Origin of the sequence: Enterobacter sp. 22499 (assembly GCF_052044815.1) — a bacterium.
Taxonomy (GTDB): domain Bacteria; phylum Pseudomonadota; class Gammaproteobacteria; order Enterobacterales; family Enterobacteriaceae; genus Enterobacter; species Enterobacter bugandensis.
Genome location: NZ_JBQENR010000001.1, coordinates 556,640 through 572,485 on the forward strand (window position 1 = coordinate 556,640; position 15,846 = coordinate 572,485).

Sequence of the window (15,846 nt, forward strand, 5' to 3'; positions counted from 1 at the left end):
GAGTTGCTATGCTACACCTGCATACCGCACGTTTACGCCCGTCCCTTCTGGCGCTGGCGATTGTCAGCACCCTGCCGGGCGCCGCGTTTGCTGCCGCAGATGAAATAACCGTCACCGCCACAGGCAACGCCCGTAGCGCTTTCGAAGCCCCGATGATGGTGAGCGTGGTTGACGCCACCGCCCCGGAAAAACAGACCGCCAGCTCTGCCGCCGACCTGCTGCGCAACGTGCCCGGTCTGACGCTGGACGGCACCGGCCGCACCAACGGTCAGGACGTTAACCTGCGCGGCTATGACCGCCGCGGCGTTCTGGTGCTGGTCGACGGCGTGCGCCAGGGTACCGACACCGGGCACCTCAACAGCACGTTCCTCGATCCGGCGCTGATTAAACGTATTGAAGTGGTGCGCGGTCCGTCTGCGCTGCTCTACGGCAGCGGCGCGCTGGGTGGCGTCATCTCCTATGACACCGTTGACGCCAAAGATCTGCTGGAACCGGGCAAAAACAGCGGTTATCGCGTGTTTGGTACCGGCGCAACGGGGGACCACAGCCTCGGCCTGGGGGCCAGCGCCTATGGCCGTACCGATACCCTGGACGGCCTGGTATCGTGGTCCAGCCGCGACCGCGGCGATATCCGCCAGAGCGACGGTGCGACGGCGCCGAACGACGAATCCATCAATAACATGCTGGCGAAAGGCAGCTGGAAAATCGACCAGGCCCAGACCCTGAGCGGCGCCCTGCGCTACTACAACAATGCCGCGCAGGAGCCGAAAAACCCGCAAACCTCTGATGCCAATAGCAGCAACCCGATGACCGACCGCTCCACCATCCAGCGCGATGCGCAGGTTGGCTACCACATTGCGCCGGAAGGATACGACTGGCTGAACGCCGATGCGAAGGTTTACTGGTCCGAAGCGCGCATTAATGCCCAGAACATCGACAGCACCGGCGAGTTCCGCAAGCAGACCACCAAAGGCGGCAAGGTGGAAAACCGTACCCGCCTGTTCAGCGACTCTTTTGCCTCTCACCTGCTGACCTACGGCGGAGAATATTATCGTCAGGAGCAGCGTCCGGGCGGGGCCACGACCGGCTTCCCGGAGGCGAAAATCGACTTCAGCTCCGGCTGGCTGCAGGATGAAATCACCCTTCGCGATCTGCCGATCACCTTGCTGGGCGGCACGCGGTATGACAACTACCGCGGCAGCAGCAATGGCTACGACGATGTCGATGCCGATAAATGGTCCTCCCGCGCCGGGTTGACCGTCAGCCCGACCGACTGGCTGATGCTGTTTGGCTCTTACGCGCAGGCGTTCCGCGCGCCGACCATGGGCGAAATGTACAACGACGCCAAACACTTCTCCATTGGCCGCTTCTACACCAACTACTGGGTGCCGAACCCGAACCTGCGCCCGGAAACCAACGAAACGCAGGAGTTTGGTTTTGGCCTGCGCTTTGACGATCTGCTGCTTACCAACGACGCGCTGGAGTTTAAGGCCAGCTATTTCGATACCAAAGCCAAAGACTATATCTCCACAACCGTCGATTTTGCCGCCGCGACCACCATGTCGTACAACGTTCCGAACGCCAAAATCTGGGGCTGGGACATGATGGCAAAATACTCGGCCGATCTGTTTAGCCTCGACGTGGCCTATAACCGCACCCGCGGGAAAGATACCGATACCGGGGAATACATCTCCAGCATCAACCCGGATACCGTCACCAGCAAGCTGGACGTTCCGGTGGCGCAAAGCGGTTTCTCCGTGGGCTGGATCGGCACCTTTGCCGATCGCTCAACCCACGTCAGCAGCAGCTACAGCAAGCAGCCGGGCTATGCGGTTAACGATTTCTACGTCAGCTATAAGGGCCAGGAGCAGCTCAAGGGCGTCACCACCACGCTGGTGCTCGGCAACGCCTTCGATAAGGAGTACTGGTCTCCGCAGGGTATTCCGCAGGACGGTCGTAACGGCAAGATTTTCGTAAGCTATCAGTGGTAATTCCCTTCGGGGCCACTCTTCAGAAGGATAAGACAATGCATCACTACGCACGCTGGCTTGAGCTAAAAGAAGAAAATCCGGGTAAGTATGCGCGAGACATCGCAGGGTTAATGAACATCAGCGAAGCGGAGCTGACCTTTTCCCGCGTGGGCCATGATGCCTGGCGACTGCGCGGCGAAATCCGCGATATCCTGGGCGCGCTGGAGGCCGTGGGTGAAACCAAGTGCATCTGCCGCAACGAGTATGCCGTTCACGAGCAGGTGGGCAGCTTCACCAACCAGCACCTGAACGGCCACGCCGGGCTGGTGCTGAACCCGCGCGCGCTGGATCTGCGCCTGTTCCTCAACCAGTGGGCGAGCGCGTTTCACCTCAGCGAAACCACCGCCCGCGGCGAGCGACAGAGCATTCAGTTCTTCGATCGTCAGGGCGATGCGGTGCTGAAGGTCTACACCACGGACAACACCGACCTCGCCGCCTGGGGCGACGTGCTGACCCGCTTTATCTTTGCCGATAACCCGCCGCTTGAACTGAGCGCTGGGGATGTCCCGGCTCACGCCGAAAACGCGGATGCCGCTCTCGTGGACAAGGAGTGGCGCGCCATGACCGACGTGCATCAGTTCTTCAGCCTGCTCAAGCGCCACAATCTCAGCCGTCAGCAGGCGTTTCGCCTGGTGGGCGACGACCTGGCCTGTAAGGTGGAGAACAGCGCGCTGGCACAGCTGCTGGAAGCGGCACGCCGGGACGGCAACGAAATCTTGGTCTTCGTCGGCAACCGCGGCTGCGTGCAGATATTCACCGGCGCGGTGGAAAAAGTCGTGCCGATGAAAGGCTGGCTGAACGTCTTTAACCCTGCCTTTACCCTGCATCTGCTGGAGGAGACGATCGCAGAGAGCTGGGTGACGCGCAAGCCCACGGCTGACGGCCACGTCACGAGCCTGGAGCTGTTTGCCGCCGACGGCACGCAAATCGCCCAGCTTTACGGCCAGCGTACCGAAGGTGAGCCGGAGCAGAGCCAGTGGCGCAGCCAGATTGACGCCCTGACGCCAAAAGGGCTGGCCGCATGAAAACGTGGTTAGCCCTGCTGAGCGCCCTGCCTCTGGTGGCGTTTGCCGCCGCGCAGGAGAAAATTGTCGCCCTTGGCGGCGACGTGACGGAGATTGTCTACGCGCTTGGCGCGCAGTCTTCGCTGGTCGCGCGCGACAGCACCAGTCAGTGGCCGCAGGCGGCAAACGATCTACCTGACGTGGGATATTTACGCCAGCTTAACGCCGAAGGCATTTTGTCCATGCGCCCCACGCTGGTGCTGGCCAGCGACCAGGCGCAGCCGTCTCTGGCGTTGAAGCAGGTCGAACAAAGTCACGTCAGGGTAGTAACCGTTCCCGGCCGCAACGACCTGAGCGTCATTGACGAAAAGGTTCGGGTGATTGCCAACGCTACGCACCATGAAGCCGAGGGGGAAGCCCTGCGCCACACGCTGCGTCAGGCGCTGGCGGCCCTGCCCTCCGCTCCCCTCAACAAGCGGGTGCTGTTTATCCTCAACCACGGGGGAATGACCGCAATGGCCGCCGGGCAGCAGACCGGCGCAGACGCTGCCATCCGTGCAGCCGGGCTGCAGAACGCGATGCAGGGATTCACCCGCTATCAGCCGCTGTCTCAGGAAGGGGTCATTGCCAGCCAGCCCGATCTGGTGGTGATTTCGCAGGACGGCGTGAACGCGCTGGGCGGCGAAGAAAACCTGTGGAAGCTGCCCGGTCTGGCGCAAACCCCGGCGGGACGGAACAGGCAGGTGCTGGCGATTGATGATATGGCGCTGCTGGGCTTCAGCGTGCGAACGCCGGATGCCATCCAGCAGCTGCGCGCCAAAGCGGAGCAACTGCCCTGATGTCCCGGCGGATCGCCTTGTCGTTGTGGATGCTGGCCGCGATCCTGAGCATCATGACGCTCACCGCGACCGGGTTTGGGGCACTGCACCTGCCGGTCAGCCTGCTGTGGAGCGGCAGCGATGAGGCCATGCGTCAGATCTGGCTTACCATTCGCCTGCCCCGCGTACTGCTGGCGCTGGTGATTGGCGGAGCGCTGGCGCTGGCCGGCTGTGTGATGCAGGGGCTGTTCCGCAACCCGCTGGCAGACCCGGGTCTGCTGGGGATCAGCAGCGGCGCGGCGCTGGCGGTGGCGCTGTGGGTGGTCATTCCCGCCGCGTTACCTGCCCTGCTGATGCTGTATGCCCCGATGCTCGCGGCGTTCCTCGGCGCGCTGGCCGCAACCGTTATTATCTTCCTGCTCAGCCAGCAGCGTCACGGCTCCCTGTCCCGCCTGCTGCTGGTGGGGATCGCCATCAACGCCCTGTGCGGCGCGGCCGTTGGGGTGCTCTCATGGCTCAGCAACGATGCCCAGCTTCGCCAGCTTTCCCTCTGGGGAATGGGCAGCCTCGGGCAGGCGCAGTGGTCCACCCTGCTGGCGGTAACGTCGCTGATGGTGCCCGCGGTGCTGATTATCTGGCGGCTGGCCGCCCCGCTCAACCTGCTGCAGCTGGGCGATGAAGAGGCGCACTATCTCGGGGTGGATGTCGCGATGGTACAGCGGATCCTGCTGCTGTGCAGCGCCCTGCTGGTTGCCGCGGCGGTAGCCGTCAGCGGCGTGATCGGCTTTATTGGCCTTGTGGTGCCGCACCTGATGCGCATGTGGCTGGGGGCCGACCACCGGGCCGTCGTACCCGGCTCGGTGCTGGCCGGTGCGCTGCTGCTGCTGGTTGCCGACACGCTGGCGCGCACCCTGGTCTCTCCGGCGGAGATGCCCGTCGGGTTATTGACCAGCCTTCTCGGCGCGCCGTGGTTCCTGTGGCTTATCTTTCGTCGCGGAGGTACGCATGGCTGAACGCTATTGTGCAGAGAAAATCTTCTTTCACGCCGGTCAGCGGACGCTGATCGATGATGTGTCGCTTACCCTCTCTCAGGGTGAGCTGGTCGCCCTGATTGGACCGAACGGTGCCGGGAAATCGACGTTATTGCGGCTGCTTACCGGTTATCTCAAGCCAGCAAGCGGACGCTGCACTCTGGCCGGGACGCCGCTTGCGGACTGGCCGCCGGATACTCTCGCGCGCTACCGGGCGGTGATGCGCCAGAATACACAGCCCGGATTCGACTGGCCGGTGGACGCGGTGGTCGGTATGGGACGCGCACCCTGGACTCGCTCCCCTGAAGCGTCGGTAGTTGAGGAAGTGATGGCGATAACGGGCTGTCTACCGCTGGCGGGCAGACGCTATTCAACGCTATCCGGCGGCGAGCAGCAGCGGATCCAGCTCGCCCGCGCGCTGGCCCAGCTCTGGTGCGACGGAGCCCCGCGCGGCTGGCTGTTTCTTGATGAGCCCACCTCCGCGCTGGATCTCTACCACCAGCAGCATCTGCTGCGCCTGATGAGATCCCTGACCCGTCGGGGTCATCTCCACGTGTGCGTGGTGCTGCACGATCTCAATCTGGCGGCGCTGTGGGCGGATCGCATTCTGCTGTTGCACAACGGCAGGCTGGTCTCCAGTGGCACACCGGAGGACGTGCTGCAGGCCGGGACGCTGGCGCGCTGGTACGGCGCACAGGTGCGCGTCGGCAGCCATCCGGATCACCCCGTACCGCAGGTATTTCTCGCCCAGTGAGCGGGCTGGTAAAAATCCTTCAGCGTTTCCAGCAGGGCATGCGCCGCTTTAGAGAGCTGCGTGTGCCCCGGATGGATTGCTCCGATGCACTTTTCAATGGGCGGATTATCCAGCGGTATACAGACCGCGCCCAGCGCCGTCATCTGCGCTTCGCAGAGCGCCGGTGCGGCACTGCCGCCCAGCCCGCTGGCGACCATGCGACCTACCGTCACCAGCTGATGACTCTCCAGCGCCACGTCCAGCTTTCTGCCGCTTCGGGCCAGCTCCTCCTCCATCATCAGACGTACCGCCGACGGGCGCTGCAGGGTAATAAAATCCAGCGTCAGTAGCTCTTCCCAGGCCAGCCGCTTTTTGCCCGCCAGCGCGGAGTCCTTCGGCACAATGGCGACAAACCTGTCGAGCCCCAGCGGCGTAAACAGCAGGTTGTGCGTGGGGGCCGGCTCAAAGGCGATCCCCATCTCAACCCGCCCTTCCCGCACCATCTCAATCACCTGCTCGTTAATGACGTCATGCACGGTGACGTTGATCCCGGCGTGGCGATCGCGAAACGCCTTGAGCACCTCCGGTAAAACGTTGGCGGCAAATGACGGCATCGCCGCGACCGAGATTTTGCCGCGCTGCAGGGTAAAGCACTGGTGCATCGCCTCCTCCACATTATCCCAGTCGGCAAGCAGCTGCCGCGCCATCGGCAGAAACGTCTCCCCTTCCTGCGTGAGGGCAACCTTGCGCGTGCTCCGCTGCAGCAGCGGGCCGCCGAGCGCGTCTTCCAGACTTTTAATCGTCAGGCTCAGGGCCGGCTGGGAGAGATTTAAGCGTTCGCTGGCGTGCGCGAAATTGAGAGTGTGAGCTACCGCTAAAAACGCGCGTAACTGTTTGACACTCATTCTCATTTTTCATCCTGTTAACTAATTGAAAAGAATTAGTTAACAGGAAATTAATAAGAAAACCAAATGAGTGGGTCACAAATTCAAAATTAACAAATGAGTCGCCGCCCCTAATGATACCGGCACGGTTAACGGGAGGGATGACTATGGCAGGACTGGATAAGCGCGTCGGCAGCTATGCGCAGGCGCTGGACGGGCTGACGGACGGAATGACCTTGCTGGCGGGCGGCTTCGGCCTGTGCGGCATTCCGGAGAACCTGATTGCGGAGGTCCGGCGCCGTCAGGTGAGAGATTTGACCGTGGTGTCAAACAACTGCGGCGTGGATGGATTCGGCCTGGGGATACTGCTCGAAACGCGGCAGGTTCGCAAAGTGGTGGCCTCTTACGTCGGCGAGAACGCGCTGTTTGAGCAGCAGGTGCTGAGCGGCGAGCTGGAAATTGAGCTTACGCCGCAGGGCACGCTGGCGGAAAAGGTGCGCGCGGGCGGGGCCGGTATTCCGGCGTTTTATACGGCCACCGGCTACGGCACGCCCGTGGCGACCGGCAAGGACGTGCGCCAGTTCGCGGGCAAGCACTACATCCTCGAGGAGGCGATCGTCGGCGATTTCGCGCTGATCAAGGGCTGGAAAGCGGACTGGTACGGCAACGTCATCTATCGCCATACCGCGCAAAACTTTAATCCGCTTATGGCAACGGCGGGCCGGATCACGGTGGTGGAGGTGGAAGAGATTGTTCCGCCGGGTGAACTGCCCCCGTCGGCCATTCACACCCCGGGAATTTACGTCGACAGGCTGATTGTCGGCCAGTTTGAAAAACGCATTGAGCAGCGCACCCTGCGCGCGCAAGGAGTGTGACGATGTTAACCCGTGAACAGATGGCCATGCGCGTCGCCCGCGAGCTGCGCGACGGTTATTACGTCAACCTGGGGATCGGCATCCCTACCCTGGTGGCGAACTACATTCCGGACGGGATGGACGTGATGCTGCAGTCGGAAAACGGCCTGCTGGGGATGGGGGCTTTTCCCGACGAGCAGACCCTTGATCCTGACATGATCAACGCCGGTAAACAGACCGTGACCGCGCGGACCGGCGCGGCCATTTTCGACTCGGCCCAGTCGTTTGCCATGATCCGCGGCGGCCACGTGGACCTGACCGTGCTGGGCGCATTTGAAGTGGACGTGGAGGGCAACATCGCCTCGTGGATGATCCCTGGAAAGATGGTGAAGGGCATGGGCGGCGCGATGGATCTCGTTGCCGGGGCGCAGAACATCATTGTGGTGATGACCCACGCCTCAAAGAGCGGTGAGTCGAAGCTGCTGCCGCGCTGCACGCTGCCGCTCACGGGCGCGGGCTGTATCCGTCGGGTCCTGACCGATCTCGCGCTGCTGGAAATTCAGGACGGCGCGTTCATCCTGCGGGAATACGCCCCGGGCGTCAGTATTGACGAAATCGTGCGTAAAACGGCAGGGAAAATCATTGTGGCGGACGACGTGCGCGAGATGCGCTTCACCTGAGGGGTCAGCATGAAAAAGGTCATGATTGTCGGGGCAACGCGAACCCCCATTGGCAGTTTTCGCGGATCGCTCTCGTCCCTTTCTGCGGTTGAGCTTGGGGCCGTCACGGTACGGCACCTGCTGGAGAACCGTGGTCTCAGCGCCGAACAGGTAGATGAAATGATTTTCGGCCAGGTTCTGACGGCCGGATGCGGGCAAAACCCCGCCCGCCAGACGGCCATCGGCGCCGGATTGCCCGTCAGCACGCCGGCGACCACCGTCAACCTGGTGTGCGGCGCGGGCTTAAAAGCGGTCCAGCTCGCCGCCCAGGCGATCCGCTGCGGCGACGCGGAGGTGGTTATCGCCGGCGGTCAGGAGAGCATGAGCAACGCCCCATATCTGCTGGACGGCGCACGTGCCGGGCTACGTTTCGGGCATGCGGGCCTCAAGGACAGCATGATTACCGACGGCCTGTGGGACGCATTCAACGATTACCACATGGGGATCACCGCAGAAAACGTCGCCCGCGAGTATGACATTTCCCGCGAGCAGCAGGACGCCTTCGCCGCCCGCTCGCAGCAAAAAGCGGCGTCCGCCATTGAGTCCGGCCGGCTTGACGCCGAGATAGCGCCGGTGACGGTGAAACAGGGTAAAAAGCCGCCGCTGGTTATTGATCGTGACGAACAGCCCCGACCAGGCACTACCGCAGAGCAGCTTGCGCAGTTGCGCCCCGCCTTTTTGCACGAGGAAGGCACCGTCACGGCGGGGAATGCCTCCACGCTCAACGACGGTGCCGCCGCGGTGCTGCTGATGAGCGAGGAAAAGGCGCGGGAGAGCGGATTGCCTGTCCTTGGCCGCATCGTGAGTTACGCCGTGACGGGCGTTGACCCGTCAGTAATGGGCATGGGCCCGGTCAGCGCCTGCCGGACGGCGCTGGCGCGGGCGGGCTGGACGCTCGACGAGGTGGACCTCATTGAAGCCAATGAAGCCTTTGCCGCCCAGGCGTTGGCGGTGGGCCAGCAGCTCGGCTGGGATGAGCACAAGGTCAACGTTAACGGCGGTGCCATCGCCCTGGGCCATCCGATTGGTGCTTCCGGCTGCCGAATCCTCGTGACCCTGCTGTACGAAATGCAGCGCCGTGACGTCAAAAAAGGGCTCGTCACCCTGTGCGTAGGCGGCGGACAAGGCATTGCCCTGACCGTCGAGCGTTAAACCTCTCGTTGGTACCCGAATAATAAGTAAAGTGAGGAGTCATAATGAGTGTGTTAATAGCCCTGGCGGCGCTGGCACTGCTGATGCTGGCGGCCTACCGCGGATACAGCGTTATTTTGTTTGCGCCGATCGCGGCGCTCGGTGCCGTGCTGCTGACCGATCCGGGTGCCGTCGGCCCGACGTTTACCGGCCTGTTTATGAAAAGATGGTGGGCTTCGTCAAGCTCTACTTCCCGGTGTTCCTGCTGGGTGCGGTGTTTGGCAAGCTGATTGAGCTTTCCGGCTTCTCACGCTCCATCGTCGCCGCCGCAATCCAGATCCTCGGGCGTCGACACGCCATCCCGGTGATTGTCCTGGTATGCGCGCTGTTAACCTTCGGCGGCGTTTCGCTGTTCGTGGTGGCGTTTGCGGTGTACCCGTTTGCCGCCGAGCTGTTTCGCCAGAGCGGTATCCCTAAACGGCTGATCCCGGCCACCGTGGCGCTGGGGGCATTCTCGTTTACCATGGACGCCCTGCCCGGCACGCCGCAGATCCAGAATATCATCCCCACCAGCTTCTTCGGCACGAACGCCTGGGCGGCCCCGTGGCTGGGGCTTATCGGCTCTCTGTTTATTATCGTCTTTGGCCTGCTCTGGCTGGAGCGCCAGCGGCGTAAGGCGCTCAGCAACAACGAGGGTTACGGCACGGATCTGAAAAATGAACCCGAGACGCCGGATAACATTAATCTCCCGCATCCGCTGATTGCTATCTCCCCGCTGCTGGTAGTGGGCATACTAAACCTGCTGTTTACCCGCTGGATCCCCGGCTGGTACGGCGTGAGTCACGAGCTTACCCTGCCCGGCCTGGCGAAACCGATTGTGACCGAGGTGGGCAAGATCACCGCCATCTGGGCCGTGGAGGCGGCACTGATCGCCGGTATCGTGCTGGTGCTGATTTTTGGCTTTCGCAATATCCGGGGGCGTCTGGCTGAAGGCAGCCGAACGGCGGTGAGCGGAGCCATTCTGGCGGCGATGAATACCGCCTCGGAATACGGTTTCGGCGCGGTTATCGCGGCGCTGCCTGGGTTCCTGGTGTTATCCAAAGCGCTGGCGGCCATTCCGAATCCGCTGCTAAATGAGGCCATCAGCGTGACCGTGCTCGCGGGGATCACCGGTTCGGCGTCCGGCGGGATGAGTATTGCCCTTGCCGCCATGTCCGACTCGTTTGTCGCCGCCGCCCATGCGGCCAATATCCCGCTTGAGGTGCTGCACCGCGTGGCCTCGATGGCGAGCGGCGGGATGGATACCCTTCCCCATAACGGGGCGGTGATTACCCTGCTGGCTATCACCGGCCTGAGCCATCGCCAGGCCTACGGCGGCATTTTCGCTATCACCATCATTAAAAGTCTGGCAGTACTTTTTGTCATTGCCGTGTTCTATCTGACCGGCATTGTGTAAGGAGAGAAAAATGAATCTGAACGGTAAAACCGCCCTGGTCACCGGCTCAACCAGCGGCATTGGTCTGGGGATCGCCCGCGTGCTGGCGAAGGCGGGCGCGCAGCTGATCCTCAACGGCTTCGGCGACAGCGCATCGGCACGGGAAGAGATTGCGCAACTGGGCAAAAAACCGGGCTATCACGATGCGGATCTGCGGGACGTATTGCAGATTGAGGCCATGATGCGCTACGCCGAATCGCAGTTTGGCGGCGTGGACATTCTTGTGAATAATGCCGGGATCCAGCACGTGGCCCCGATTGACGCCTTTCCGGTGGAGAAATGGAACGACATTATCGCCATTAATCTTTCCGCGGTGTTTCACACCAGCCGGCTGGCGCTGCCGACCATGCGGGATAAAAACTGGGGGCGCGTCATCAATATCGCCTCCGTTCACGGGCTGGTCGCGTCGAAAGAGAAATCGGCCTACGTTGCGGCCAAGCACGGCGTGGTGGGCTTTACCAAATCCCTGGCGCTGGAAACCGCCCGCACGGGTATTACCGCCAATACTATTTGCCCCGGCTGGGTACTGACCCCGCTGGTGCAGCAGCAAATCGACAAACGTATCGCGGACGGCGTACCGCCGGAGCAGGCTCGCGAACAGCTTCTGGCGGAGAAACAGCCTTCAGGGGAGTTTGTTACGCCGGAACAGCTGGGCGAGCTGGCGCTGTTTTTGTGCAGCGACGGCGCCGTGAACGTTCGCGGCGCTGCGTGGAATATGGATGGCGGCTGGGTTGCTCAGTGATGAACAGGCCGGGTAAGGCAACGTCGCCGCCCGGCTAAAATCGCTAGCTTGAGCAGCTGACCTCCAGCCGCTTGCCCCAGTCGGGCGGGCGGCTGACGTAGTCATCATCCCGGTCGGCAAACGGCGTGCGCAACGCCAGATGCAGCCGGTGTAACTCATCGTACTCACCCTGCTCTGCCTGCTCAATCGCCCGCTGCGCCAGCCAGTTGCGTAATACCATCGCGGGATTCGCTGCGTTCATCTGCGCCTGACGGGTAGCGTCGTCTACCTGCTCCTGCTGCAGCCGCGTGCGGTACTGTGCAAACCAGTCGTCAAACGCCTGACGGTCAATAAACTCGTCGCGCAGCGGCGAGGCGGCGCTGTGCTGCTCCGTCTGGCTCAGCATTCGGAAGGTGCGGGTGTAATCGCTTCCCTCACGCGCCATCAGGGCAAACAGGCCGTTGAGGATGTCGTTGTCGCCCTTCTCCTGGGTCATCAGCCCCAGCTTGTTACGCATCAGCGTGCCGTATTCCCGCAGCAAAAGGTCCTGATAGCTGTCGAGCGCATCGTTCAGGGCATCAACGTCGATAAACGGCGATAAGGTTTGTGCAAGCCGCTGGAGGTTCCACAGCCCAACCGCCGGCTGATTATCAAAGCTGTAACGCCCCTGATAGTCGGAATGGTTGCAGATATACCCCGGCTGATAATCGTCCAGGAAACCAAACGGACCGTAATCAAAGGTCAGGCCGAGAATCGACATATTGTCCGTGTTCATGACCCCGTGAGCAAAGCCCACCGTTTGCCAGCGCGCAATCATCGTGGCGGTACGGGCAACCACGTCCCGGAACCAGAGAACGTATTTATCCGCCTCATCCTGCAGATGCGCCCAGTGGTGGCGAATGGCGAAATCCGCGAGCTGGCGAACCTTGTCCGGCTCGCGGCGATAGTAAAAGTGCTCAAAATGACCAAAGCGGAGATGGCTTTGCGCTATGCGCATCAGCATCGCCCCCTTTTCCACCGTTTCGCGCGTCACCGGCGTGTCGCTGGTGACGATCGACAGCGCGCGGGTGGTGGGAATCCCCAGCGCATGCATCGCTTCGGATGCCAGACTTTCGCGTATCGTTGACCGCAATACCGCGCGCCCGTCGCCCATTCGTGAGTAAGGGGTAAGACCTGCACCTTTCAGATGCCAGTCAACCGTCTCCCCGTTGGGAAGCCGTTGTTCGCCGAGCAGGATCCCCCTGCCGTCACCCAGCTGCCCCGCCCAGACGCCAAACTGGTGTCCGCTATAGACCTGAGCCAGAGGCTGCATACCGGGGAGAAGCGTTTCACCTCCCCAGACGCCAGCACTGTCTGAACGCTGAAACAGATCGGGCGGAATGGACAGCTCATCGGCCAGCCGATCGTTATGCCAGATAAGACGTGAATTATGTAACGGTGTTGGTTTGAGTGCGGTGTAAAAGCCAGGCAACTCGTCATGCCAGTGAGCAGTAAAAGACAGGGTCATAAGTCCTCCTGCCTTTAGTGTAGAGGGTTTACCCGGACTTAAACACGGGCGAAAGGCAGGGTTATCGCTGCTGAACGAGCGTCGTGACGTGCTCCGCCGAGACGGCTGGCCAGAGCGCACCCTGCATGGCACCAAAATTGAAGGACAGAACGCGCTGCAGCAAACCGTGGTCGTCAATGCCGGAGACGATCACCGACTGGCAGTGCGGCGTTATTTGCCAGAGGATCGCGCGCATAAAAGGCTCGAAAGAAAGCTCAGAAGCACGCTGCTGGATGAATCCTTTATCAAGAATAACCCGTTTAAATAATCCATCATAGACGGCCTTGAGCGATGCAGCACCGGCTCCAAAGTTTGCCAGCACCAGCGGAAAATGGATCGCCATTCTTGCCAGCTGCAGATCGTCCTTTCCGTTATTTAAACCTGGATAGTTCTCATTAACAGTAAACTCAAGAAACGGATAACGCTCAAGAATTGAAACAGCATTCCCATTACTTAATAAAAACTCAACAATTGCTGGTGTAATATTGATCCATGCAATTAACTGATGCTGAATAAAAAACAGTTTACAGGTATCAAGCAATTGCAGTTTTTCGTTAAACAGCGCTAACTCCTCTGCCGCTGAAAGCCGAGGGATAACGAGCTCAGTGGGGATCCTCACATCGGTGCCGACGCCAGTAAAGTTAACCAGTATTTCTAAACCTTTTAGCTCACCTGCGCTATTACGGGCAGGCAGAAGCATCAGTTCAGACTGGTAAGCATTATCTAGCGTAATAATCATTGCACTCGCCCCGCATTAAAGATGAGAGAGGACATCCTGGAGCAATTGCTGACACAATTCCACTGTCTTGATTTTAATAAGTTTAATTTCATTAGTTCCGTATTAATTTTCAGATTTATCCCTGAATCTAAAATAATCTTATCCTGGTTACTGAATAATAGCCAGTTTTAGATAAAACAGACACATAAGGATGTTGCTAATTTAGGTAAATTTAACTTTAATCAGCTTATTTGAGAAAAACGGCATGGTTTAATAGTTACCATGCCGACATAAGAAACGTGTTCGGGCAGTCTAAATACGTCGCGCCTGCCAGAAATTTTTACGCCAGTACACGTTATCGAGAGAAGAGCGCATCACGCCGCGGCTGGTAGAGGCATGAATAAACTGATTGTCTGTATCATATATCCCAACATGCAGGCCGCTTTCTCCCGATCCGGTTTTGAAAAAGACCAGATCACCGGGAAGGAGATCGTCTTTATCAATTTCAGTGCCTATTTCCGCCTGCTTGCGCGTGTCTCGCGGAAGCTGTAAATCAAACTTGTCACGAAACGTCATCAGGACAAAGCCTGAGCAGTCCACCCCACCGCGGCTCATGCCGCCGTAGCGATAAGGCGTGCCGCGCCAGTTGCTCAGCTGATCGTTAAGGCTGGCAATAACGGTGATAGAATCCGATAGCCGCGGATTAGGCGGCGGTGCACGATGGCTGCTGCATCCCGCAAGAAAGAGTGCCGCCACGAAGAGAAACCAGAATCGCATTTTCAGACGAATCCTCTGCTTTTATTGTTCTTTTGGTAATTTAGCGTGCAATTGTGTTCACAGGCAAGAAACGGTTACTCCTGCCCGGTAGAAATCAGCATCTTATGTCCCTCTATATCCAGCCTGCGGAACGACATGTTGTAGGCGCGGGCAAGATTTGGCGGCGTAAGGACCCGATCCCGCGTACCGCTGGCGATCATCCTGCCGCGCGACAGGAGCCACACGCGATGGGCGTGACGTAACGTATGGTTAAGATCGTGGCTGCTCATCACTACGGCGATACCTTTCCTGCTCAGAGCGCTTAGCAGGCTATCCAGCGCCGCCTGCTGGGCAACATCCAGACCGCTCATCGGTTCATCCAGCAGCAGCATCCTCCCGTGAGGATTGCCCGCGGGATGGATCTGAAGAATGACCGCCGCCAGACGCACCCGCTGCCATTCCCCTCCAGAAAGCTGGCTGGCATGCCGGGACAGTTTATCTTCCAGCCCTAACGCCGCAGCCACTTCCTCCAGCAGTGCCGTATGCTGTTTGTCGTGCAGATGCAGCATCAGATAATGCCAGACCGGCATCGCAAAAGGCGGTACCTGCTGCTGCACCAGGTAGCTGCGCCGGTGGGCCAGCGAGGCGGGTGACCAGTCGACCAAAGCATGTTCCAGCAGCGTAATCTGCCCTGGCCCGGTGGTTAGCCCCGCCATCCGCGCCAGCAGCGTGCTTTTACCCGCGCCGTTTGGCCCGACGAGATGCAAGATTTCACCCGAATTGATGTCGCAGGTTACCGGCTCCAGACGCCCCTTCTCGGCGACGTCCGTGAGCTGCATCAGCAGCGACATTATTTCGCCAGCGCCAGCTTAATAGATTCCATGACGATCGGATCCTCAGGCGTCATATCCGGCGAAAAACGCTGAACGACCTGGCCGTCACGACCAATCAGGAATTTTTCGAAGTTCCACAGAATATCGTCCGGATAGAGCGGCGCGCGGCCTTTGCTGGCCATGCGCTCGTAAAAACCGCTCTCTTCCGGCGCAACGGCCTTCGGCGCGGCGGCAATCAGCTTCGCATACAGCGGATGGCGGTCTTCACCGTTGACGTCAATTTTGCTGAACATCGGGAACGTCACGCCATAAGTGGTACTGCAGAAGGTTTTAATCTCTTCTTCGCTGCCCGGCTCCTGGCCCAGGAACTGGTTGCACGGGAAGCCCAGCACGGTAAAACCGTCTTTCTCCCAGGCCTTCTGAATATTCTCCAGCTGCTCGTACTGCGGCGTCAGGCCGCATTTCGATGCCACGTTGACGATGAGCAACACCTTGCCTTTGTAGCTTTCCAGCGTGGTGTTATCCCCATCAATGGTGGTCACTTCGGTATTCAGGATATCTGACTGCATAGCA

At 60.1% G+C, this 15,846-nt stretch carries 15 protein-coding genes and 1 pseudogene; 10 read left to right on the forward strand and 6 right to left on the reverse strand.

Annotation, left to right across the window (positions count from 1 at the left end; genetic code table 11):
- The first annotated feature begins 8 nt into the window (after window positions 1–8).
- From ACTJI7_RS02650 to ACTJI7_RS02670, 5 genes are read left to right on the forward strand one after another with little or no spacing between them, the layout of a single operon-like run.
- Window positions 9–1,991 carry a TonB-dependent hemoglobin/transferrin/lactoferrin family receptor gene (locus ACTJI7_RS02650; RefSeq protein WP_063153863.1) on the forward strand — a complete coding sequence of 661 codons (1,983 nt, stop codon included), beginning with the start codon at window positions 9–11 and terminating at the stop codon, window positions 1,989–1,991.
- A gap of 35 nt (window positions 1,992–2,026) precedes the next feature.
- The gene (locus ACTJI7_RS02655; protein WP_440669644.1) at window positions 2,027–3,055 is read left to right on the forward strand and encodes a hemin-degrading factor; all 1,029 of its coding nucleotides are present in this window, start codon (window positions 2,027–2,029) and stop codon (window positions 3,053–3,055) included.
- The gene (locus tag ACTJI7_RS02660; protein WP_041910423.1) at window positions 3,052–3,873 is read left to right on the forward strand and encodes a heme/hemin ABC transporter substrate-binding protein; all 822 of its coding nucleotides are present in this window, start codon (window positions 3,052–3,054) and stop codon (window positions 3,871–3,873) included. The genes ACTJI7_RS02655 and ACTJI7_RS02660 overlap by 4 nt, the downstream gene beginning before the upstream one ends.
- Complete coding sequence (locus ACTJI7_RS02665) at window positions 3,873–4,865, forward strand: FecCD family ABC transporter permease (protein ID WP_045261574.1); 993 nt, start codon at window positions 3,873–3,875, stop codon at window positions 4,863–4,865. Before ACTJI7_RS02660 ends, ACTJI7_RS02665 begins: the two co-directional genes overlap by 1 nt.
- Window positions 4,858–5,637, forward strand: a complete 780-nt coding sequence (locus ACTJI7_RS02670) for a heme ABC transporter ATP-binding protein (RefSeq protein ID WP_126345709.1) — start codon at window positions 4,858–4,860, stop codon at window positions 5,635–5,637. The genes ACTJI7_RS02665 and ACTJI7_RS02670 overlap by 8 nt, the downstream gene beginning before the upstream one ends.
- Here the strand turns inward: ACTJI7_RS02670 and ACTJI7_RS02675 are convergent.
- Entirely contained in the window at window positions 5,604–6,527 is a 924-nt protein-coding gene (locus ACTJI7_RS02675; RefSeq protein ID WP_440669647.1) for a LysR family transcriptional regulator, read from the reverse strand. The genes ACTJI7_RS02670 and ACTJI7_RS02675 overlap by 34 nt on opposite strands.
- A gap of 140 nt (window positions 6,528–6,667) precedes the next feature.
- Between ACTJI7_RS02675 and ACTJI7_RS02680 the strand changes: the two genes are divergently transcribed.
- The 5 genes and pseudogenes from ACTJI7_RS02680 to ACTJI7_RS02700 all read left to right on the forward strand — a co-directional run bounded on the left by ACTJI7_RS02680 (window position 6,668) and on the right by ACTJI7_RS02700 (window position 11,441).
- Entirely contained in the window at window positions 6,668–7,375 is a 708-nt protein-coding gene (locus tag ACTJI7_RS02680; RefSeq protein WP_028012827.1) for a CoA transferase subunit A, read from the forward strand.
- A gap of 2 nt (window positions 7,376–7,377) precedes the next feature.
- Window positions 7,378–8,034, forward strand: a complete 657-nt coding sequence (locus ACTJI7_RS02685; RefSeq protein ID WP_041910432.1) for a CoA transferase subunit B — start codon at window positions 7,378–7,380, stop codon at window positions 8,032–8,034.
- Window positions 8,035–8,043: 9 nt separating this feature from the next.
- Window positions 8,044–9,225 (forward strand): acetyl-CoA C-acetyltransferase, encoded by a 1,182-nt coding sequence (locus tag ACTJI7_RS02690; protein ID WP_063153860.1) that lies wholly within the window; start codon window positions 8,044–8,046, stop codon window positions 9,223–9,225.
- 41 nt (window positions 9,226–9,266) lie between these two features.
- Window positions 9,267–10,660, forward strand: a pseudogene (locus ACTJI7_RS02695) (GntP family permease).
- Between the two features lie 10 nt (window positions 10,661–10,670).
- Window positions 10,671–11,441, forward strand: coding sequence for a 3-hydroxybutyrate dehydrogenase (locus ACTJI7_RS02700; protein WP_063153859.1), 771 nt, complete (start codon window positions 10,671–10,673; stop codon window positions 11,439–11,441).
- A gap of 43 nt (window positions 11,442–11,484) precedes the next feature.
- Here ACTJI7_RS02700 and selO read toward each other — a convergent pair whose 3' ends face one another.
- The 5 genes from selO to ACTJI7_RS02725 form a co-directional block, all read right to left on the reverse strand.
- On the reverse strand, window positions 11,485–12,927 hold the full coding sequence (gene selO, locus ACTJI7_RS02705) for a protein adenylyltransferase SelO (RefSeq protein ID WP_063153858.1): 1,443 nt from the start codon (window positions 12,925–12,927) through the stop codon (window positions 11,485–11,487).
- A 61-nt stretch (window positions 12,928–12,988) separates the two neighbouring features.
- The gene (locus ACTJI7_RS02710; protein ID WP_028012821.1) at window positions 12,989–13,705 is read right to left on the reverse strand and encodes an EAL domain-containing protein; all 717 of its coding nucleotides are present in this window, start codon (window positions 13,703–13,705) and stop codon (window positions 12,989–12,991) included.
- Window positions 13,706–13,996: 291 nt separating this feature from the next.
- The gene (locus ACTJI7_RS02715; RefSeq protein ID WP_028012820.1) at window positions 13,997–14,461 is read right to left on the reverse strand and encodes a C40 family peptidase; all 465 of its coding nucleotides are present in this window, start codon (window positions 14,459–14,461) and stop codon (window positions 13,997–13,999) included.
- A 74-nt stretch (window positions 14,462–14,535) separates the two neighbouring features.
- On the reverse strand, window positions 14,536–15,291 hold the full coding sequence (btuD, locus tag ACTJI7_RS02720; protein WP_047368358.1) for a vitamin B12 ABC transporter ATP-binding protein BtuD: 756 nt from the start codon (window positions 15,289–15,291) through the stop codon (window positions 14,536–14,538).
- The gene (locus tag ACTJI7_RS02725) at window positions 15,291–15,842 is read right to left on the reverse strand and encodes a glutathione peroxidase (RefSeq protein WP_028012818.1); all 552 of its coding nucleotides are present in this window, start codon (window positions 15,840–15,842) and stop codon (window positions 15,291–15,293) included. The genes btuD and ACTJI7_RS02725 overlap by 1 nt, the downstream gene beginning before the upstream one ends.
- Window positions 15,843–15,846 lie beyond the last annotated feature (4 nt).